The 17,976-nt window shown below is 69.5% G+C and carries 21 protein-coding genes; 13 read left to right on the forward strand and 8 right to left on the reverse strand.

The features are described 5' to 3' along the window. Positions 1-281: 281 nt before the first annotated feature. A complete protein-coding gene (locus EXE45_RS01985) occupies positions 282-758 on the forward strand; it encodes a 50S ribosomal protein L11 (protein WP_137693383.1) in 477 nt (158 codons plus the stop codon). 53 nt (positions 759-811) lie between these two features. Here the strand turns inward: EXE45_RS01985 and EXE45_RS01990 are convergent, their stop codons facing one another. Next, on the reverse strand, positions 812-1,543 hold the full coding sequence (locus tag EXE45_RS01990; protein ID WP_137693384.1) for a DUF4013 domain-containing protein: 732 nt from the start codon (positions 1,541-1,543) through the stop codon (positions 812-814). Between the two features lie 173 nt (positions 1,544-1,716). Here EXE45_RS01990 and EXE45_RS01995 point away from each other — a divergent pair, with 173 nt between their 5' ends. Continuing rightward, on the forward strand, positions 1,717-2,013 hold the full coding sequence (locus tag EXE45_RS01995; protein WP_092920118.1) for a transcriptional regulator: 297 nt from the start codon (positions 1,717-1,719) through the stop codon (positions 2,011-2,013). A 12-nt stretch (positions 2,014-2,025) separates the two neighbouring features. On the opposite strand, the gene EXE45_RS02000 is transcribed toward EXE45_RS01995, so the two are convergent. Continuing rightward, positions 2,026-2,481 (reverse strand): universal stress protein, encoded by a 456-nt coding sequence (locus tag EXE45_RS02000; RefSeq protein WP_096395130.1) that lies wholly within the window; start codon positions 2,479-2,481, stop codon positions 2,026-2,028. Between the two features lie 103 nt (positions 2,482-2,584). Next, complete coding sequence (locus EXE45_RS02005; protein WP_092920116.1) at positions 2,585-4,465, reverse strand: ATP-binding protein; 1,881 nt, start codon at positions 4,463-4,465, stop codon at positions 2,585-2,587. 119 nt (positions 4,466-4,584) lie between these two features. Between EXE45_RS02005 and EXE45_RS02010 the strand changes: the two genes are divergently transcribed. After that, complete coding sequence (locus tag EXE45_RS02010; RefSeq protein ID WP_092920115.1) at positions 4,585-4,920, forward strand: hypothetical protein; 336 nt, start codon at positions 4,585-4,587, stop codon at positions 4,918-4,920. A 91-nt stretch (positions 4,921-5,011) separates the two neighbouring features. Then, on the forward strand, positions 5,012-6,406 hold the full coding sequence (locus EXE45_RS02015; RefSeq protein WP_137693385.1) for a M28 family peptidase: 1,395 nt from the start codon (positions 5,012-5,014) through the stop codon (positions 6,404-6,406). Positions 6,407-6,629: 223 nt separating this feature from the next. On the opposite strand, the gene EXE45_RS02020 is transcribed toward EXE45_RS02015, so the two are convergent. From EXE45_RS02020 to EXE45_RS02035, 4 genes are all read right to left on the reverse strand, one after another. Next, positions 6,630-7,004 carry a hypothetical protein gene (locus EXE45_RS02020; protein ID WP_137693386.1) on the reverse strand — a complete coding sequence of 125 codons (375 nt, stop codon included), beginning with the start codon at positions 7,002-7,004 and terminating at the stop codon, positions 6,630-6,632. Positions 7,005-7,299: 295 nt separating this feature from the next. Next, positions 7,300-7,491: a hypothetical protein gene (locus EXE45_RS02025; protein WP_092920112.1), complete on the reverse strand. Its 192-nt coding sequence runs from the start codon at positions 7,489-7,491 to the stop codon at positions 7,300-7,302. A 48-nt stretch (positions 7,492-7,539) separates the two neighbouring features. Then, entirely contained in the window at positions 7,540-8,280 is a 741-nt protein-coding gene (locus EXE45_RS02030; protein ID WP_092920111.1) for a helix-turn-helix domain-containing protein, read from the reverse strand. A 292-nt stretch (positions 8,281-8,572) separates the two neighbouring features. Beyond that, positions 8,573-9,646 carry an aldo/keto reductase gene (locus EXE45_RS02035; protein ID WP_092920110.1) on the reverse strand — a complete coding sequence of 358 codons (1,074 nt, stop codon included), beginning with the start codon at positions 9,644-9,646 and terminating at the stop codon, positions 8,573-8,575. A 230-nt stretch (positions 9,647-9,876) separates the two neighbouring features. Here EXE45_RS02035 and EXE45_RS19565 point away from each other — a divergent pair, with 230 nt between their 5' ends. Then, positions 9,877-10,053 carry a hypothetical protein gene (locus EXE45_RS19565; RefSeq protein ID WP_158293682.1) on the forward strand — a complete coding sequence of 59 codons (177 nt, stop codon included), beginning with the start codon at positions 9,877-9,879 and terminating at the stop codon, positions 10,051-10,053. 63 nt (positions 10,054-10,116) lie between these two features. After that, the gene (locus tag EXE45_RS02040; RefSeq protein ID WP_092920109.1) at positions 10,117-11,019 is read left to right on the forward strand and encodes an acyltransferase; all 903 of its coding nucleotides are present in this window, start codon (positions 10,117-10,119) and stop codon (positions 11,017-11,019) included. 34 nt (positions 11,020-11,053) lie between these two features. On the opposite strand, the gene EXE45_RS02045 is transcribed toward EXE45_RS02040, so the two are convergent. Continuing rightward, a complete protein-coding gene (locus EXE45_RS02045) occupies positions 11,054-11,710 on the reverse strand; it encodes a helix-turn-helix domain-containing protein (RefSeq protein ID WP_092920108.1) in 657 nt (218 codons plus the stop codon). Positions 11,711-11,927: 217 nt separating this feature from the next. Here EXE45_RS02045 and EXE45_RS02050 point away from each other — a divergent pair, with 217 nt between their 5' ends. The 7 genes from EXE45_RS02050 to EXE45_RS02085 all read left to right on the forward strand — a co-directional run bounded on the left by EXE45_RS02050 (position 11,928) and on the right by EXE45_RS02085 (position 17,950). After that, entirely contained in the window at positions 11,928-12,107 is a 180-nt protein-coding gene (locus tag EXE45_RS02050; RefSeq protein WP_092920107.1) for a hypothetical protein, read from the forward strand. 270 nt (positions 12,108-12,377) lie between these two features. Further along, the gene (locus EXE45_RS02060) at positions 12,378-12,971 is read left to right on the forward strand and encodes a DJ-1/PfpI family protein (protein ID WP_137693387.1); all 594 of its coding nucleotides are present in this window, start codon (positions 12,378-12,380) and stop codon (positions 12,969-12,971) included. Positions 12,972-12,987: 16 nt separating this feature from the next. Continuing rightward, on the forward strand, positions 12,988-13,818 hold the full coding sequence (locus EXE45_RS02065; RefSeq protein WP_137693388.1) for a hypothetical protein: 831 nt from the start codon (positions 12,988-12,990) through the stop codon (positions 13,816-13,818). 241 nt (positions 13,819-14,059) lie between these two features. Continuing rightward, positions 14,060-15,013: an ABC transporter substrate-binding protein gene (locus EXE45_RS02070; RefSeq protein WP_158293683.1), complete on the forward strand. Its 954-nt coding sequence runs from the start codon at positions 14,060-14,062 to the stop codon at positions 15,011-15,013. A 3-nt stretch (positions 15,014-15,016) separates the two neighbouring features. Further along, on the forward strand, positions 15,017-15,868 hold the full coding sequence (locus EXE45_RS02075; RefSeq protein ID WP_137693390.1) for an ABC transporter ATP-binding protein: 852 nt from the start codon (positions 15,017-15,019) through the stop codon (positions 15,866-15,868). Beyond that, positions 15,865-17,205, forward strand: a complete 1,341-nt coding sequence (locus EXE45_RS02080) for an ABC transporter substrate-binding protein (protein ID WP_199233586.1) — start codon at positions 15,865-15,867, stop codon at positions 17,203-17,205. Before EXE45_RS02075 ends, EXE45_RS02080 begins: the two co-directional genes overlap by 4 nt. Next, positions 17,171-17,950 carry an ABC transporter permease gene (locus EXE45_RS02085; RefSeq protein WP_092920102.1) on the forward strand — a complete coding sequence of 260 codons (780 nt, stop codon included), beginning with the start codon at positions 17,171-17,173 and terminating at the stop codon, positions 17,948-17,950. Before EXE45_RS02080 ends, EXE45_RS02085 begins: the two co-directional genes overlap by 35 nt. The last annotated feature ends 26 nt before the right edge of the window (positions 17,951-17,976 follow it).

Genomic DNA, 17,976 nt, shown 5'->3' on the forward strand with positions numbered 1-17,976 from the left:
GTGTTCGCCGCCGAACCGCGATCAACTATTTATAAACGAGGGACTGGGGCTTTGGGGGCGTTCTCCGCCGATCCGGCATCAGACATTTATAAATGAGCGGCTAGGGGTTCGCTATTGCTCCACTAGGAATATCGAGATCCTTTATAAATCCGCACTGGATCTACGTAGCTCGTCGAAACGGTCGTTCACCGCCAGTTACGCGAGATGTAAGGTGTGCGAACCGCTGACTCCCCCTACCCGAAAGAACAACCGTTAAAAGTCGGCGTCGGGTTCGTACGGACATGGCTGGAACTATCGAAGCGCTCGTCCCCGGCGGGCAGGCCACCCCCGGCCCGCCGCTCGGTCCCGAGCTCGGACCGACGCCGGTGGACGTTCAAGACGTCGTCGCGCAGATCAACGACGAGACCGCCGCGTTCGACGGCATGGAAGTGCCCGTCACCGTCGACTACGACGACGACGGCTCGTTCACCATCGAGGTCGGCGTGCCGCCCACCGCGGAGCTTATCAAGGACGAGGCCGGCTTCGAGACCGGCTCCGGCGAGCCCCAGGAGAACTTCGTCGCGGACATGTCCATCGAACAGGTGAAGACGGTCGCCGAGCAGAAGTCGAGCGACCTGCTCGCCTACGACACGAAGGCCGCCGCCAAGGAGGTCGGCGGCACCTGCGCCTCCCTCGGCGTCACCATCGAGGGCGAGGACGCCCGGACGTTCGACGACCGCGTCGACGCCGGCGAGTACGACGACGTCCTCGACGAGTAACGCTCCCGTCCGGCCCGTTTTCGTTTCTCTGCGCTGATTTTGACGCCGACCCGTTACACCGCGGGCCGTTCCGCGGACTCCGGCTCGGACGGTTCCGTCGCGACCGGCCGCACGTCGGTCCACGTCCAGCCGACGATCGCGGCCGCGGCGACGAGCGCGTAGAACTGGACGAACACGCCGGCGATCGTCCCGAGGATCGGAACCACGGAGAGGACGCCGATCGCGAGCGCGCCGGCGAGGACGACGACCGTCGCCGTGAGCCACCCGGTCGCGTACGCCCGCTTCGTGACGACGCCCCAGAGCGCCCCGACGGCGAACCCGTCACCGACCCGTCCCGACTCCGCCACCGCGGCGAGCGCCGCCGGCGTCACGTAGAGCCCGACGAGCGACAGCGCGAGGGCGACGGTCCCGGCGACGAGGACCAAGATTCCGACGGCGAAGGCGCCGAGGAACGCCCCCGCGCCGCCGTCGCTGCTCCCCGGTACCACGACGAACGCGCCGAGGCTCACGACCGCGGCGGTCGCGACGACCGCGAGCGGGAGCAGCGAGTAGACGAAGACGACGGCGAACGCCTTCAGGCCGTCGACGAACAGCTCTCCCCACTCCTCGAAGGCCGGCGGGGCGTCGTCGCCGTCGGCGGTGCGCCGCACGACGCGCGTGAGGTAGCCGAGGACCAGAACCGAGGGGATGACGAGCGGGCTCGCGAGCAGCAGGAGCCCGCCGATGACGGCGGTGATGACGGCGTCGTCGCCGTCGCGGAGATACGTGAGCGATGCGTCTAACATGGTGATTCTCACGGTCTACACGCGCCGTGAGGTATTAAAGTAGTACTACGTCGACGTGTCCGGTGGCGAGGCGACGCGTTACGTCGACGTGTCCGGCGGCGAGGCGACGCGTTACGTCGACGTGTCCGGCGGCGAGGCGACGCGTTATAGTGGCGTCCGCGCGACACGCCGGTATGCCCGACCTCAACCCCGTCGCCAAACGGATACACAACGCCCAGCCCCGCCCGGTACGGCTCGAGCTCGACTCCGGCGAGACCGGCGTCTTCGAGTTCTCGTCGACGGAGTTCTTTCAGCGGGAGTTCCGCGGCGAGGGCGTCCGGACCGACGCCGACCGCGACGCCGACTTCCGGCTGATCAGCTCGGAGGACTACGAGCGGGTCCTGCTCGGCCGCTCCGACCCCGACGAGGAGGGGTGGTCGATGGTCGGCGAGGTGGTCGCCGCCGAACGAGCCGAGCGGGCCGAGGAGTGATCGGCGCCTCCCTCACCGAACGACCGTGACGGGCACCTCGGCGCGGCGGACAACGCCCTCCGCGACGCTGCCGAGGAGGACCCGCGAGAGGCCGGTTCGGCCCCGACTCGCCAAGACGACGTGGTCGAACGGTTCGCCGGGCTCGTCGCCGTCCTCGCCGACAGGCTTCTCGCCGCCCGCCACGGCGAGGATCGTCTTCGTCGGGCGCCCGACCTCCAGCCGCGTGTCGATCTCCTGATCGACCGCGTCGACCGCCTCGGAGAGAATCCGTTCGCCGCGCTGCTTGGCGCTCTTGTACCACTGGTCGGAGGCGCCCGGGAACCCCCCCTCGGCGCCCGTCGCCGAGTCCGCGGGGTTGATCACGTGGAGCGCCGTGAGGTCGGCGTCGGGCCACTCGCCGGCCGCGAACCGCAGCGCTTCGGCCGCCTCCTCCGACCCGTCGACCGCGACGAGGATGCGCTTGCTCATACGCGGCGGTTCGCCCGCTCCAGATAAAAAGGGCGGCGGCGACTCCGGCTCGGCGGTAATCCGGGGCGCGCCGCGTCGCGCAGAGGGGCGCGGATACGTCTCGTCAATCGTGCCGGGTCACGCACTCCGAGAGCCCGATCAGCTCGACCGGCTCGGAGTTGTCCGGCGAGTAGACGACCATCTGCCCCTTCTCCATGTACGGTACCTTCCCGGCGAGGTTCGTCGGGATGTTGACGCTCGAGATCGCGTCCTCGTCGCCGAGGTTCAAGACGATCTTCGTGTTTACCTGCTTGAACACCGACTCGGCCACGTCCTGCGGGTCCTGCGTGATCAGGAACAGGCCCAGCCGTTCCTTGCGGCCCTGCTTCGCGGCCTCGGTGAACTTCTGGACCACCTTCTGCGCCTGGACGTTGTCGGCGTCGGCGAGGAAGTTGTGGGCCTCGTCCATCCCGACGAGGAGCGGCGTCTCCTTGATCCGGTCGCTGTCCGGGTCGTTCGAGAGCTTGTCGTCGATGAGCAGCCCCGCGACCGCGAGGACGACGATCTCCTTCTGCCGGGAGGTCGGCAGGTGGTAGGTGGGGACGACCGAGAGCCCGCCGGGACGGACGAGCGTGTGGTCCAGCTCCGTGATCGGCTTCGCGTCCTGGTCGAACACGCCGCCCGGGACCCCGCGGACCCGGCGCTTGACGGCGTCGAAGGTCGCCTCGTGGACCCGGCCGCTCTCGTGGAGCTCCTCTTTGAGCGCCGGGTCGTCGAGGTACGAGAGGAACTGGCTGTACGTCCCCGAGTCGCCGTAGCTGTCGAAGAAGCGGTTGAGCAGCGTCAGCAGCGCGGGGTACTGGTTGTCGTTGAGCCCGGAGCCCGCGACGAGCCACGGCATCTCCCGCGCCAGCGAGAAGGGTATCGTGAACTCGACGCGCTCGGCGCGGTGGCCCTCGCCGGGGTACGTCGCGTTCGCGACGCGGGGCACGAGGGCGACGGTGTCGTCGTGGCCGCCGTGGGCGATCCCCTCGCGCTCCAGCCGCCGGGCGAACGCGTCGTCGAGGTCGGGGTTGTCGTCGTGCATCTGCGCGTACTCGTCTTGCGGGTCGAACTGGACGACCGCCATCCGCGACTCGCGGCCGTCGCCCATCGGGTAGGTCCGGTCGGAATCGAGGTACTGCCGGAGGACGTTCTTCGAGGCGTGCGTCTTCCCCGATCCGGTGCCGCCGGCGACGAGCGTGTGCCGGAAGGCGAGCGGGTCGCCGTCGGCGTAGTCGTCCTTCACGCGGTAGTCGACCGTGGGGGGCTCCGCGGCGGTCCGCACCTTCTCGCCGCCGACCGAGAGGTGGCCGAGGAAGACGCCGTCGTCGGGGATCTTCAGCCCCGTCTTGATCTCGGCGTCGTCGGCCGCCTCCTCGACGACGGCGCCCGGCTTCGGAACTCGGTCCGTCATCCGGCGTTTCATCTCCTCGCCCTCGCCGTAGACGACGGACATCGGCTCCAGGTCGGCGACGAACTTGTAGTCGCGCTCGGCGAACTCGTCGCGGCGCATCTGCCGACGAGCGTGGATCTCGGTCGCGTCGTCCGACTGGAACTCCTGCGCGTACTCCAGGCCCGTGATCCGACAGAACAGGCGCTCGCCGTCCGGGTACGGGATCAGGAGGTACTTGCCGAGCCGCACCGACTCGCGGTTGTCCGTCGTGACGAACGCCTTCAGCGACGTCTCCTCCTCGTCCTCGGCCACGCGGAGCCCCTGCGACACCGACACGACGCCGAGCCCCGCGTCGCTGCCGGCCGGCGTCGCCTCGTAAGCGGCGAAGGCGTCGTCCTCGGCGTCGTCGCGCGCGTCGGACCCGCCCGACGACGCGTCCGCCCCCGCGGTGGCTCCGGGCGCGTCGGCGGCGTCAGCGGCGCTTCCGCCGTCGGCCGCGGAGTCGACCTCGTCCGCGCGGCCGTCGGCGTCGTCGTCACCGTTGAACTCGGTGAAATCCTCCAGCGTCATGGCGGATCCACCGGTCGCCGGGCCGAAAGCGTTTGCCCTCGGGCGGCGACCGTGCGTGTCGCTCTCCCACCGCTCAGGCGTCACGGCGCCCTTATCCCGCTCGACCCCGTACCCGTGGCATGATACTCGTTCGCGGCAGCGGCGGCGGGACGGACCTCACCGGCACGGTGTTCGAGCGCGGCGAGGAGCCGCCCGCCTACAAGGGCGCGCCGGACGAGGACGCGCCGTACGTGTGGGTGTGCGACTCCTTCTACGAGGTCGAGAGCGGCGGCTCCCCGCTCGTCGTCGACGGCGAGGAGATCCGCGTCGCCTTCGAGGAGCCGATGCCCCGCGGGTTCGACACCCGCGACCAGGCGGTCGAGGCGGCCCGCGACCACGTCCGGACGCAGTTCGCCCGGATCGGCGTCGACCCCGACGAGGTCGAGGTCGAAGTGAGCGCTGCGGATCCGGCCTGACCCCGCGGCCGAAGACGCCGACGAGCCGAAGTGAGACGGTCGCCGCTCCGCTTCCCGCAACCCCTTTTCACCCGCGGCCCTACCACTTCGTATGACCGAGCTACCGGACCGCGTCGTGGGCGACGCGCGGACGAGCGACTTCGGGTGGGACCTCCTCACCGACCTGACCGACATCGGGAATCGCATGGCGGGATCGACCGGCGAGCGCCGCGGCGCCGAGCGCGTCGTCGAGGCGTTCGAGGAAGCCGGCCTGCGGAACGCCGGCCTCGACGAGTTCGAGATTCCCGGCTGGTGGCGCGGCGAGTCGTCGCTGTCGGTGTCGGGATCCGTCGAGCGGCACCACGAGAGCTCCCACGAGGTGATCGCGCTGCCCGGCACACCGAGCGGCGAGGTGACGGCCCCGCTCGTCGACGTGGGCGACGGCACCGACGAGGAGTTCGCGGCCGCGGAAGACGAGCTGGAGGGGGCGGTCGCGATGGCCTCCTCGCGCACGCCGGAGAGCCGCGACCGGTGGATCCACCGGATGGAGAAGTACGTCGCGGCCGCGGAGCGCGGCGCGGTCGGGTTCGTCTTCCGGAACCACATCGAGGGGGCGCTCCCGCCGACCGGCGAGATCGGCTACCACAACCGACCGGGCCCGATCCCCGCTGTCGGCGTCTCGAAGGAGGTCGGCGACCGGCTCTCGCGGCTGGCCGCGGCGGCCGAGGGCGGCGGCGACGGGTCGGGAGACGGCGCCGCGGACGGCGACCGCCCGACCGTCTCGCTCGATGTCGACTGCCGGAACGAGCCGACGACCTCGGTGAACGCGGTCGCGGAGGTCGGCCCGGACACCGACGAGGCGGTGTACCTCACCGCCCACGTGGACGCCCACGACGTGAGCGACGGCGCCAACGACAACGGTGCCGGGTCGGCGCTCGTCGCGGAGGTCGGGCGCCTGCTCGCGACGGTGGAGGACGACCTCGACACGCGGGTGCGCCTCGTCACCTTCGGCTCCGAGGAGATCGGGCTGTGGGGGGCGTATCACACCGCGGAGACGACGCCCGAGGAGGAGATCGCCTGCGTGGTCAACCTCGACGGCGCCTGTAGCTCCCGGAACCTCCGCGTGGGGACGAACGGGTTCGAGGAGATGCGCTCGACGTTCGAGGCGGTCGCGGACGCGTTCGACGCCCCGCTCGAAACGGGCGAGACGATCTCGCCGCACGGCGACCAGTGGGCGTTCGTTCAGGAGGGGATCCCGGCCGTGATGGCCTCGACGACGAGCGACCAGTCCGGCCGCGGCTGGGGTCATACCCACGCCGACACCCTCGACAAGCTCGACTCCCGTGACCTCCGCGAGATGGCGACGCTCGTCACGGCGGCCGTCTCCCGGTTCGCGACGGGGGGAGTCGAGGCCGAACACCGGTCGCGAGAGTCGATCCGCGACGCCATCGACGAGGGGTACGTCGAGGAGCTGAAGACGGGCGGGCGGTGGCCCTACGACGGGTGACGGCGGCGGAAGAGTCGGAGCGAGCGCGACCGGGACCGAGACGGAGATCGGATCGACGGCCGTGGCGAAGTCCTCGGTCGACGTTCGTGTTAGAGTCGTACTGAGTGTACGGAGCGTGTTCGGCGACTGAGATCTCGAAGGGCAGTTAGGCTCTGCATCCGGCCGTCCGAACCTCCCGATACGGGCTGTCGGTCGTGTCCGGGAGTTAACTGTTCCCGCCGAACTACATCACTTTGGACGCCTTTCTGCCGACGGAGCCGTCGTCGTACTGAGCGATTTCGGCTAGTTCTGAACCCGCGTTAATCGAGTCCAATGCCTCGACGCACCGTAACCGGAGATCTTCGTCGTCCAGGTCGAAAGCGAGCTCCATTAGCTCTTCTTTCCCCCGAGCATACTCCAACTTGTCAATAGCCTCTCGGCGCACCCACCGTTCGCTGTGGTCGTACGCGATCTCGTCTAAGGCCGTCGCCGCGTTCTCAGTGCGGGCCAATTTGTCGATCGCGTCTCTCCTCTTCCCGTCATTCGAACTGTTGAACACTAAGTCCAGCATCTTTTCTTCACGATCGGTGTAACTCGGTCCACTGCTAAACAGTCCCATACCAGCACGGGTACGTTTTCGACTAATAAAAGTACCGTCCTAACAACTGTTTGAAATTACTCGGCAGTAGCGGACGCAGCGCATGCGCGGGTTCCGGCCCCGGAGCCGCGGTGACTTTCCGAACGGTCGGCGGAACGCTTCGGCCCGCCACGGCCCGGGGCGACAGCGCGCCTGCGGGGACAGTGTTTCCCCCGACAGTCAGCGGCTAATGCGTTGAGAGCATAACAGGGCGGCCGATCGATCCGTCGAGCCCGGCACGGCAGCTCACGGACGCCTGGCCCTCCCGCCGCTCGACTCACTCCTCGTCGGAGCCGTCGCAGACGCCGAGCGGGAGCGACTCGGGGGCGTCGCCGTCGGCGTCGAGGCCGGCGTACGCGTCGTCGATGAGCCGGGCGACCTGCGTCTCCGGGCTCACGCCGCGGGCGGCGGCGAGGGCCGCGAGGCGCTCGTACTGCTCGTCCGGCACGGAGACGGTTCCGTCGTCCATACGCGGCGCTCCGTCTCGAAGCTACAAAAACGTTGGTCTGAGCCGTATCTACGACGAATCAGACCGATCGGTCTCGCGGACGGCCCCGACCGGCTCGCCCTCGGCGAACCGGTCGAACAGCGCGTTCATCACCGCGGACTCGGCGCGTGAGAGGTGTTCCCACACCGTCGTCGTGCCGAGTCCGAGCTCGGCCGCCACCTCCTCGACGCCGACGCCGCCGCCGTGGTCGTAGTAGCCCGCGGCGATCGCGGTCGCGAGGACCTCCCGCTGCCTGTCGGTGAGCCCGTCGAGGAGGCCGGACGCGGGGAGCTGCGGGGAGCGCTCGATCGACGCGAGCTCCACGTTCCGGGCCAGCTCCACCTCGTTGCCGCCGCGTTCCAGCTCGCGCATCACCGCCGAGAGGTCGTCGGCGTCCTCCAGGTACGCCGTCCAGCGCTCGACGCCCCCGGAGATGGTCGTCCCCGTCCGGTAGTGGATCCCCATCCGCGAGAAGCGCTCGCTGATTCCCTCCCAGTCGGCCGCCGAGACGTCGATCGTCAGGGCGACGTACGCGTGGGTCCCCTCGATCGGCGCCAGCGGCTCCGCGGACACGATCAGGTCGAACTCCCGGAACTCCTCGACGAACGCCTCGATCTCGGCCGGCGGCCCGGTGAGTTCGGCGATCCGCTTGCGCTCGGGCCCGCTCCCGGTCATCGACGAGACGGACCGGTAGCGCACCTCCGGGTGGCGAGCGCTCACCTCGCACTCCGGCTCCCCGGCGTGGTGGATCCGGAACGTCACCTCCCGCATAGGCGGACCCGAGGGCGTCGAGGTTCAAACGGGTTCCGGACCGGTCGCGAGCCATTTATATCCGCGACTGCGCAACGGTCGGCGTGGTGGCGATGACGAGTCGGTTACCCCCACCGAGCCCCTTGTGACGACGGGTTTCCACCGAGCCACCGTTTCCGTGCCCGCCAGCGGCGCGGCCGGGCCGGGGCGCGGTGAAAGTGGTTCTGCGCGGTCGCGGCCCGTCGCTGTCGTGCGGTTTCGAGGCGAAAGAAGCGGGTCAGTCCGGGTCGGCGAAAAGGGGACTCGTCGCCGCTCAGTACGAGGCCGCGCGCTTGTCGAGGCCGGCCGCCTCGATGTCCTCGCCGTCGACGGAGGTGCGGAGGACGTCCATCCCGTCGTCGCGGTCGACGTCGAAGTTCCGGGCGTACAGTTCGTCGAGGCGCTCGTACTCGGCGTCGGAGATCGGGGGCACCTCGCTCGCGGCGCTCCACTCGGCGATGTCGTCGCCGTCGCGGAAGGTGGGCGTGACGGAGGCGACCTCGTCGTGCGCGAGCAGCCACCGGATCGCGGCCTGCGCCATCGTGCGCGTGCCCTCCGCGTGGTCCGGGTCCTCGAGGAAGCGGATCGCCTCCACCTTCTCCCAGCCCGTCTCGTACCACTCCTCCGGGCGGTGCGAGCGGTGGTCGCCGTCCCCGAGGACGGTGTCGGGCGTCACCTGCTCGTTGAGCAGGCCCGACGAGTGCGGGACGCGGGCGATGACGGATGTGTCCGAGCCGGACTCGCGGATCGTCTCGACGAAGTGGCGACCGGGCTCCTGCTCGAAGAGGTTGAAGACGGTCTGGACCGCGTCGAACTCCTCGTACTCGATCGCGGCGTCGCCCTCCGCGAGCCAGCCGATCGAGGGGCCGAGCGCCCAGCCGAGCGCGCCGACGCGACCGTCGGCCTTCCACTCGCTGAGGAGGTCGCGCACCTCGGGCGTCACCTCGTCGACGTCGGCGTTGTGGAGCTGGAGCACGTCGACGTAGTCGGTGTCGAGCCGGTCGAGCGAGGCCTCGAACGCCTCGGTGAGGTACTCGCGGTTCAGCTCCTTCGGGAGCTCGCCGTGGCCGGCCTGGGGGTTGTCGTAGAAGTCGTAGCCGACCTTCGTCGACAGCGTCACCTCGTCGCGGCGGCCGTCGATCGCTTTCCCGATGATCTCCTCGCTGTCGCCGTGGCCGTACACGTCGCCGGTGTCGACGTAGGTGACGCCGGCGTCGAGCGCCTCCTCGACCATCTCGACCGCCTGGTCGTCCGAGCGGTCGCCCCACCAGTCGGTGCCGACGACCCACGCGCCGAAGCCGACCTCCGAGACCTCGACGCCCGAGTTACCGAGTTCGCGGTGTTCCATACCGGTCGGTTGGCGGTCGGGACACTTATCGGGCGCGGTCGGTCCCGGGAGAGCGGAATCGACGGGGTTCCGACGACCGCGGTAGACCCCCCGCGACCGCGGCGGATTCCTGGCGACCGCGGCGGATTCCTAGCGACCGCGGCGGACCCCCCCGCGACCGTGGCAGAATGCGGCACGGCGTCACGGCCCGGACCGTCGGATATTACTCCCTCGTCGCCAACCGTGGAGGCATGGACGACGCCCTCCGCCGTCGACTCGACGCGATCGTCGCCCTGCTCGCGGCGATCGCCGTCGTCTCGGTCACCGCCCTGCTGCTCTCGTTCGGTAGGGCCGCGATCGCCCCGGTCTTCACGGTCGCGTTCGTGGGCGTGCTCGTCGCCCTGTTCGTCGACGCCGAACTACACTGACCGGATCGGGCGCCGCGTTCGCACAACCGAATCCCTTTGAGGGACGGCGACGAAAGGGCGCCGATGACAAAGCGACACGTGTCCCTGCCGGACGGCGCCGAGGCCGGGGTCCGAGGGTTCATCGACGAGGTGGACGAGCGGCTCTCCTCGGACGAGGACACCTGCGAGGTCGTCCGCGACGTGCTGATCGACCTCCACGGCGACCGCGAGGCGTGGGAGGCGTGGCAGGACGGCGAGCCCGTGTCGCGCGCCGAGCGCGTCCGTCTCCAGGGGTACGACCCGTGTAACGCGACGCTGGAGTCGGAGTACTACGCCGAGAAGGACGAGGACCGGTTCCAGCGCTCGAAACACCTCCAGTGGCTCTGGCGGCAGTTCGACGCCACGCCGATGGCCGACAACGTCGAGTTCGCGCTCCGGTTCCGGCAGATGCTCGGGGACCACCTGTTCGCCGAGTGCGGAGAGAACTGCCGCTTCTTCAAGGGTATCTCCGTCACCTACGGCCACAACATCGAGGTCGGCGACAACGTCGTGATCCACGACGACGTCCACCTCGACGACCGCGGGAAGCTGACGATCGGCGACCGCGCGTCGGTCTCCGACGGCGTCCACCTCTACAGCCACGACCACGACATCGTCGACCAGACGGAGGTCCGGAACTTCCACACGATCGTCGAGGCCGACGCGCGCGTCACCTACGACGCGATGGTCCGAGCCGGCTGCCGAATCGGGGAGAACAGCGTCGTCGGCGCGCGCTCGGTGGTCCAGGGAGACGTTCCGGCCCACCACGTCGTCGTCGGCTCGCCCGCGCGCAGCGTCCGCGTGAAGCCCGGTTGGGAGGAGACCGCCGAGGAACTGGAGGACGGGCGGCTCCCCGACAACCAGGACGAGCGCGAGATCGAGTACGACCTTCCCGAGGACCTCGAACGGTTCGACGAGTTCGAGCGGGACCTCCGACCGCCGAACTGAGGGTCCGTCCGGCGGAAAACGGGTGTCGCGGCGGTCAACTCTCCTCCTCGTCGACCAACAGCGTGTTCCGTACCAGCGTGGCGATGCCGCGCCGGAGGCGTTCGGTCACGGCCTGGTCGGAGATGTCGAACGAGTCCGCGAGCTCCTGCGTGGATATCTCGCGCGGCAGCGAGTAGTACCCGGCGTCAACGGCGGCCGCGAGCGTCTCGCGCTGCGGGGACGTCAGCCCGTACCACGGACCGGCGTCGGGTTTCGTCGGGTTGTAGATTCGCGCGACCGACACCTCGATGTCCTCGTCGACGTAGTAGTCCTGAAACGCCGAGAGCGCCTCGTGGGTCGGGAAGCGGAGTTCGAACTCCCAGGCGTCGGCGGTGCCGGTCGCGCCGAGTACCACCGCGTCCAGGTCGAGGATCCGCCGCAGCAGCGAGGCCTCGGAGGGCTCCCAGTCCAACGCGTACAGCGTCTCGTCGTCGTGCGTGTTGACGAGTCGGATCTCGTCGACCGAGGGGTGGTCGCGGACGGTGCGCTCGAACGATTCCCGGGCGTCGTTCCGGATCCGGACGAACGGTGTCGGTCGCCCGCCGAGCGGCACCATCGTCTCGAGCGTGACCTCGGTCGGCGGTTCGACCCGGAGGATCTGTCCTAACTCGAACGCCGTAGATGGGACAGTTATCTCGACGATAACGCTCATCAGATACGTTCCCGTTCTGGCGCAACCGCGTTAAAGACTCGGTAGCGGTGCTCTGACGGCGCCGATAGTAACTTGGTGTACCATGCGTTCCGGTACTGTTATGCCGTGCGAAGCCGTGTCATATGTCGTTGAGACACGCGGCTGCGGTCCCTCGTCCGTGTGGTGGTAACTCCCACGATCCGGCGGCGTCGTATCGCAGTCGCGTGTGCTGCCCACCATGACAACTGACTTCACTTCAGACGACGAGATGTCGAGTCCAGAGGAGTTTGAGGCGGCTCTCGGTCAGGTGATTCTCACCGCCCTCGAAAACGGCATCGACCCCCGCGGGACCTGGGAGTACCGTACCAACGGGACGGATTCGGACGTGGAAGTGATGGTGGTCGAGCTGGCGGACTGACGCGCCGCGGGCCGGGCCGGTCGGCCTCCCGGTCGGCCGAACCATCGTCAACGCGCACGGCTGGGACGTCATCGCGGCCGACGCGGGGAGCGGGAGAGCCCGGTTCGAAGTGACCGGCATCGAGTGCCTCGGCGGAGTGCGAGTCACCGATCCGCGCCGTCGCGCCTCCGCTGTCCGGCAAGCACGTCGCCCGCGAGATTGGGCGGTGTGTTACCAGTCGCCAGTACCGTTATTGGGTAGTAGCGCGTATCAACAGCCGGTGTTACACACATGACAGGACAGCGGATCCTGATGATCGTCGGCGACTTCGGGGAGGACTACGAGATAATGGTCCCGTTCCAGGCGCTCCAGGCGGTCGGCCACGAGGTCCACGCCGTCTGCCCGGGGCGGGAGAGCGGGGAGTCAGTCAAGACCGCGATCCACGACTTCCGCGGCGACCAGACGTACCTTGAGACGCGCGGCCACGACTTCGAGCTCACGCACGGCTTCGACGACGTCGACCCGGCCGACTACGACGCCCTCGTCGTCCCCGGCGGACGCGCCCCCGAGTACCTCCGCGGCTACGAGGAAGTGCTCGACGCGGTTCGGCACTTCTTCGAGGCCGACAAGCCGGTCGCGTCGATCTGTCACGGCCCGCAGATCCTCGCGGCGGCGGGCGTGCTCGACGGCTACGAGATGACGGCGTACCCGGCCGTCAGGCCCGAAGTCGAGGCCGCCGGCTGTTCGTGGGTCGACGGCGTGACGACCGACGGCAACCTCGTCACCGGGCAGGCGTGGCCCGACCACCCCGAGTGGATCGCGGAGTTCCTCGACCTCCTCGGCACGGAGATAGACCACGAGGCGACGGCGGCGACCGCGGACTGACGCGTCCGGAACCCCGATGTCGGACCCCCGAGCCCTCGCGGTCAACGTCGCCGCCAACACGAACGAGCCGGGGTTCCGCGGCCCCGTCTACCCGGACGGCTCCTTCGCGTACGTTCCGATCCCGGAGTCGGCGGCGACGCTGCCGCGCGAGCGGTTCCCGGTCGACGAGTCGATGCCGACGTACGGCGACCTCGATCTCCCCTTCGCCGTCCCGGCGAGCCTGCGCGAGACGCCCGTCCACGCCGACCCGGAGTTCCCGGGGGTCCACGGCCGCGAGCGCGCGACTTACGGCGACCCGTACGGGGTCAAGGCGGGCCGCATCGCGGCGCTCGGGCCCGGCGACCGGCTCCTGTTTTACGCGACGCTGACGCCGCGACCGTACGGGTGGGCGGGCCCGGGCGAGGAGCGTCCCGGCGACGCGGGCGCCGACGACCGCGACGGCGCGTGGCTCCGCGAGCGCGGGATAGCGGTCAACGACGACCTCGCGCCCGACTGGGGCGCGTACCTCTTCGCGGGGATGCGGGTCGAGCGGGTACTCTCGGGCGGAGACGAGGAAGGAGACGGCGGGGGCGTCGTCGACCGCGCGGTCGCCGCCGAGCGCGCCCCGACGAACGCGCACCTGAAGCGCGATCCGTTCGACGCCCGCGTCGTCGCGGTCGGTGACCCCGAAGCGTCGGGGCTCTTCGACCGGGTCGTCCCGCTGAGTTCGCCCGACGCCGGGAGCGAAGCAAACCCGATCGTCACCGACCTGTCGAGCGACTCCGGGAAGGGCCCGTGGTGGCGCCGCCCGATGGCCTTCGACGCGGCGGCGACGAGTCGGTTGCTGGCGCGGATCAATCGGCCCTGAGTCGGCGGGGTTCGGGTGTCAACGCAGAAATACCCAAGTATTGCCGGTGATTGCGGGAAGACGGCCTCTCCCGGAATCGAAAAAGCGCTATCGGGGCGTCTACGGCCGATTTTGTCGCCGAGGCGGTCGAATCGAAAACCGAACATATTCGGCGCCCGTAATATTTGCGCGAAGAGGGTTCCACCTCACATGTTTGTCGGTTTCGTGATTTATACCCCAAAATAAAACTATGGTGTATTCGATGTCAGACCTGAATATCTCGCACGAATACTTCACGTGGAAGCTCGTGCAGGACGTCGCGGAAGAGAAGGGGTACTTCGAGGACGAGGGGGTCGAGGCCGACCTCTCGTACTTCGCGCCGGGAACGCAGGACTTCGAGGGCGAGAACGCCTTCGACGCCGACTGGTGGGACGACATGGACGAGGACGGCGGCACCCACGGCGTCTGCGAGTGGAACGCGGTTCAGGAAGCCTCCGAGACCGACCGCGACATCGTGGGCTCGTATAGCGAGTGGGACCGCGTCGTCTTCGTCCGCGACGACGACGACGCCGAGACCATCGACGACCTGCGTGGTCGACCGATGGGGATCAACAAGTACGCCACCTCGTTCTACTCGATGCGCGAGATGCTGGAGAACGAGGGGTTCGAGGAGGACGACATCGTCTTAGAGCACGTCGGCGAGGCGGAGGAGCGCTTCGAGGCGGTCAAGGACGGCGAGGTCGACTCCATCGCGGTGCTCGAGCCGTTCGTCACCCTCGGCCGGTACGACGAGGAGCTGAAGGAGGTGTTCGACGGCCCGTGCCGCGCGGCCATCACGACGCGCGAGCAGCCCGAGCCGGAGAAGCTGGAGGGGTTCCTCGCGGCGCTGAACCGCGCCGTCGCCGACATCAACGACGACCTCGAGGGGTACACGGACCGGTACGTCGAGCTGCTGGAGGACGAGGCGGCGGACAAGCCCGCCTTCGACGACGTGAACTTCGAGCGGCTCCGCGAGGAGTTCGAGCTCCGCGAGTTCCTCCCCGTGCGCGCCCCCGACGAGGAGCGGATCGACGCCACCACGGACTGGATGCGCGACAAGGGGTTCGTCCCGGACGACGCCGACGTCGGGACCGCGGAGGAGGTCGAAAACGAGGGCGTGCTCCCGGACGACGAGGCCGAGTCCGAGGAGGACGAGCCCGAGGCGACGGCGGACTGACCGATGTCGCTCGAGTCCCGCGCGGCGACCGACGACGGCGGCGACGAGCCGGACGCCCGGTCCGACGCCGCGTCGGCGGTCGGCGCCGACGCCGGCGACGCGGACCGCCGCGCCGACGACGCGGCGTCGGTCGTCGCCGACGACCTCACGAAGCGGTACGACGACACGCTCGTCTTCGACGGGCTCGACCTGTCGGTCGCCCCCGGCGAGGTCTGCTGTCTCCTCGGGCCGTCCGGCTGCGGGAAGACGACGCTGCTCCACCTCCTCGCGGGGCTCGAGGACCCGACCGACGGCCGCGTCGAGATCGACGGCGAGGCGGTGACGGGCCCCGACTACCGGTGGGGCGTCGTCTTCCAGGACCCGCTCCTCTACCCGTGGCTCTCGGTGCGCGAGAACGTCGAGATCGGTCCGCGGCTCCGCGGCGAGGAGCCGGACGACGACCACGTCGACGAGCTGCTCGAACTGGTCGGGCTCGACGGGGTCGAGGACGCGGACACGTCCGACCTGTCGGGCGGGATGGCGCAGCGCGCGTCGCTCGCCCGGACGCTCGCCAACGAGCCCGAGGTGCTCCTCCTCGACGAGCCGTTCTCGGCGCTCGACCAGCTGACGAAGATGGAGCTCCAGGACGAACTGTTGCGGATCGTCGACGAGCTCGGCGTCACGACCGTCTTCGTCACGCACGACATCGACGAGGCGGTGTACCTCGGGGACCGCGTCGCGGTCATGGGACCGGTCCCCGCGGGCATCGAGCGCGTCGAGTCGATCGACAGCGAGACGCGGTCGCGCGGCGACGAGGCGTTCGTCGAAGAGCGCGCGGCCGTCTTCGAACACCTGGAAGCGGTGGGGATCCAATGACGCGCGATAGTCACGCGGACCGCGGCGACGCCGACCGCGACGGTGTTGAGCCCGACGACGTCGACCCCGACGTGGCCGCGAGCGCGCGCCGCCTCGTCGGCGGGAGCGGCTGGCGGAACCCCTCGGCGAAGGCCCGGACCGAGGGGCTCTCGCGCCGCGAGTTCATGAAGGAGTCCGGGCTCGCGTCGCTGGCGGCCGCGGGCGTCGGCTCGACGGCCGGCTGTCTCGGCGGCGGAGGCGGCGGGGACGGCCCGCCGACCGCGGAGATCGGCTACCTCCCGATCACGGACGCCGCGCCGCTCCTGGCCGGGTACGCGAACGACCACTTCGCGGACCACGACGTCGACGCCGCGGAGCCGACCCTGTTCCGCGGCTGGTCGGACCTCGCCGAGGCGTTCCTGGCGGGCGAGGTGAACGTCGCCCACTTCCTGATGCCGATGACCGTCTGGATGCGGTACGGGAACCAGTTGGACGCGAACGCGAAGGTCGTCGCGTGGGACCACACGGACGGCTCGGCGCTCACCGTCCAGCCCGACGTCGAGAGCTGGGACGACCTCGGCGGCGGCACCGTCGCCGTCCCGTTCTGGTACTCCATCCACAACGTCATCCTCCAGATGGGGCTGCGCGAACACGGGCTCACGCCCCGGACCGGCTCCTCGGCCGACGAGGTGGCCGACGACGAGGTGAACCTCGTCGTGACGCCGCCACCGGACATGCCGGCGGCCCTGAACAACGGCTCCATCGAGGGGTACATCGTCGCCGAGCCGTTCAACGCGATCGGCGAGCTGGAGGCCGACGGGAAGATCCTGCGCTTCACCGGCGACGTGTGGCGGGAACACGCCTGCTGCGTCGTCGTGATGCGCGAGGAGCTGGTCGAGGCGCAGCCCGAGTGGACGACCGACGTGATGAGCGGGCTCGTCGACGCGCAGCGGTACCTCCGCGAGAACCGCTCGGAGGCCGCGCAGCTGCTCTCCTCGGCGGGGAGCGGGCTGCTCCCGCAGGGGCCGGAGCCGATCGACCGCGCGCTCACCCACTACGACGAGCACGAGCCGTACCTGGAGTCGGGCGCGATACAGAACACGGAGTGGGAGTCGGACCGGATCGGCTTCTACCCGTTCCCGTACCGCTCGTACACGGAGGAGCTCGTGCGTCGCATGCGCGAGACGCGCGTCGAGGGCGAGGACGCATTCCTCGACGACCTGTCGCCCGCAGAGGTCGCCGACGACCTCGTCGCGTACGACCCCGTTCGCACAGCGCTGGAAGAGGCCGGCGGCCCGCCGGCGTTCGACATCTCTGAGGACGATGGCTACGAGAGACAGGAAACGATACGGTTCTGAGCTGGTCGGGGAGAGCGGTCGTCTGCTGCCGGCGGTCGGGCTCCTCGGCGGGCTCGCCGTCTGGTGGGCGGTGACGGCGCTCGGTAGCGGCATCATCACCAACTTCGCGCCCGCGGCGGCGTTCGCCGTGCTGGCCGACCTCGTCGTCTCGCCGGCGTTCTACGACCACGTGTTCGTCAGCGTATACCGGTTCGCGGTGGCGCTCGCGCTCAGCCTGACGGTCGGGCTCCCGATCGGCCTGGTCGTCGGGTACTTCGGCGCGGCGGAGAAGGCGACGACGGTCCTGTTCCAGTTCATGCGGATGATCTCGCCGCTTGCGTGGTTCCCGATCGCGATCATCGTCTTCGGCGTCGGGACCCGCTCGGCGGTGTTCATCATGTTCATGGCCGGCGTCTGGCCGGTCGTATTGAACACCGCGCACGGGGTGGCGACGATCGAGGACGACTGGATCACGGTCGGCGAGTCGCTCGGCGGCGACACCCGCGCGCTGCTGCGTCGGGTCGTCGTCCCGGCGGTGATCCCGGACATGCTGACCGGGGTCCGCCTGTCGATCGGAATCCTGTGGATCATCCTCGTGCCGGCGGAGATGCTCGGCGTCAACACGGGGCTCGGCTACCTCATCCTCGACGCGCGCGACCGGTTCGCGTACGCCGAGATCCCGGCTGTCATGCTGGTGATCGGCACGATCGGCTTCGCGCTCGACGCCGCCGTCCGCCGGCTCCACGCCCGGCGGACCTGGGAGTAGCGGTCGGGGCCGCTCGTTCGCGGCGC

This window comes from Halorubrum sp. SP9, assembly GCF_005435015.1.
GTDB classification, from domain to species: Archaea; Halobacteriota; Halobacteria; order Halobacteriales; family Haloferacaceae; genus Halorubrum; species Halorubrum sodomense.

Excerpts from the sequence above, each read along its gene's own strand:
- EXE45_RS02035 (WP_092920110.1), bottom strand. The coding sequence starts at position 9,646 with ATGGAACACCGCGAACTCGGTAACTCGGGCGTCGAGGTCTCGGAGGTC.
- EXE45_RS02025 (WP_092920112.1), bottom strand. The coding sequence starts at position 7,491 with ATGGACGACGGAACCGTCTCCGTGCCGGACGAGCAGTACGAGCGCCTC.
- EXE45_RS02020 (WP_137693386.1), bottom strand. The coding sequence starts at position 7,004 with ATGGGACTGTTTAGCAGTGGACCGAGTTACACCGATCGTGAAGAAAAG.
- EXE45_RS02005 (WP_092920116.1), bottom strand. The coding sequence starts at position 4,465 with ATGACGCTGGAGGATTTCACCGAGTTCAACGGTGACGACGACGCCGAC.
- EXE45_RS02060 (WP_137693387.1), top strand. The coding sequence starts at position 12,378 with ATGACAGGACAGCGGATCCTGATGATCGTCGGCGACTTCGGGGAGGAC.
- EXE45_RS19565 (WP_158293682.1), top strand. The coding sequence starts at position 9,877 with ATGGACGACGCCCTCCGCCGTCGACTCGACGCGATCGTCGCCCTGCTC.
- EXE45_RS02045 (WP_092920108.1), bottom strand. The coding sequence starts at position 11,710 with ATGAGCGTTATCGTCGAGATAACTGTCCCATCTACGGCGTTCGAGTTA.
- EXE45_RS02070 (WP_158293683.1), top strand. The coding sequence starts at position 14,060 with ATGTCAGACCTGAATATCTCGCACGAATACTTCACGTGGAAGCTCGTG.
- EXE45_RS02080 (WP_199233586.1), top strand. The coding sequence starts at position 15,865 with ATGACGCGCGATAGTCACGCGGACCGCGGCGACGCCGACCGCGACGGT.
- EXE45_RS02015 (WP_137693385.1), top strand. The coding sequence starts at position 5,012 with ATGACCGAGCTACCGGACCGCGTCGTGGGCGACGCGCGGACGAGCGAC.
- EXE45_RS01985 (WP_137693383.1), top strand. The coding sequence starts at position 282 with ATGGCTGGAACTATCGAAGCGCTCGTCCCCGGCGGGCAGGCCACCCCC.
- EXE45_RS02065 (WP_137693388.1), top strand. The coding sequence starts at position 12,988 with ATGTCGGACCCCCGAGCCCTCGCGGTCAACGTCGCCGCCAACACGAAC.
- EXE45_RS01990 (WP_137693384.1), bottom strand. The coding sequence starts at position 1,543 with ATGTTAGACGCATCGCTCACGTATCTCCGCGACGGCGACGACGCCGTC.
- EXE45_RS02010 (WP_092920115.1), top strand. The coding sequence starts at position 4,585 with ATGATACTCGTTCGCGGCAGCGGCGGCGGGACGGACCTCACCGGCACG.
- EXE45_RS02030 (WP_092920111.1), bottom strand. The coding sequence starts at position 8,280 with ATGCGGGAGGTGACGTTCCGGATCCACCACGCCGGGGAGCCGGAGTGC.
- EXE45_RS02085 (WP_092920102.1), top strand. The coding sequence starts at position 17,171 with ATGGCTACGAGAGACAGGAAACGATACGGTTCTGAGCTGGTCGGGGAG.
- EXE45_RS02000 (WP_096395130.1), bottom strand. The coding sequence starts at position 2,481 with ATGAGCAAGCGCATCCTCGTCGCGGTCGACGGGTCGGAGGAGGCGGCC.
- EXE45_RS02050 (WP_092920107.1), top strand. The coding sequence starts at position 11,928 with ATGACAACTGACTTCACTTCAGACGACGAGATGTCGAGTCCAGAGGAG.
- EXE45_RS02075 (WP_137693390.1), top strand. The coding sequence starts at position 15,017 with ATGTCGCTCGAGTCCCGCGCGGCGACCGACGACGGCGGCGACGAGCCG.
- EXE45_RS02040 (WP_092920109.1), top strand. The coding sequence starts at position 10,117 with ATGACAAAGCGACACGTGTCCCTGCCGGACGGCGCCGAGGCCGGGGTC.
- EXE45_RS01995 (WP_092920118.1), top strand. The coding sequence starts at position 1,717 with ATGCCCGACCTCAACCCCGTCGCCAAACGGATACACAACGCCCAGCCC.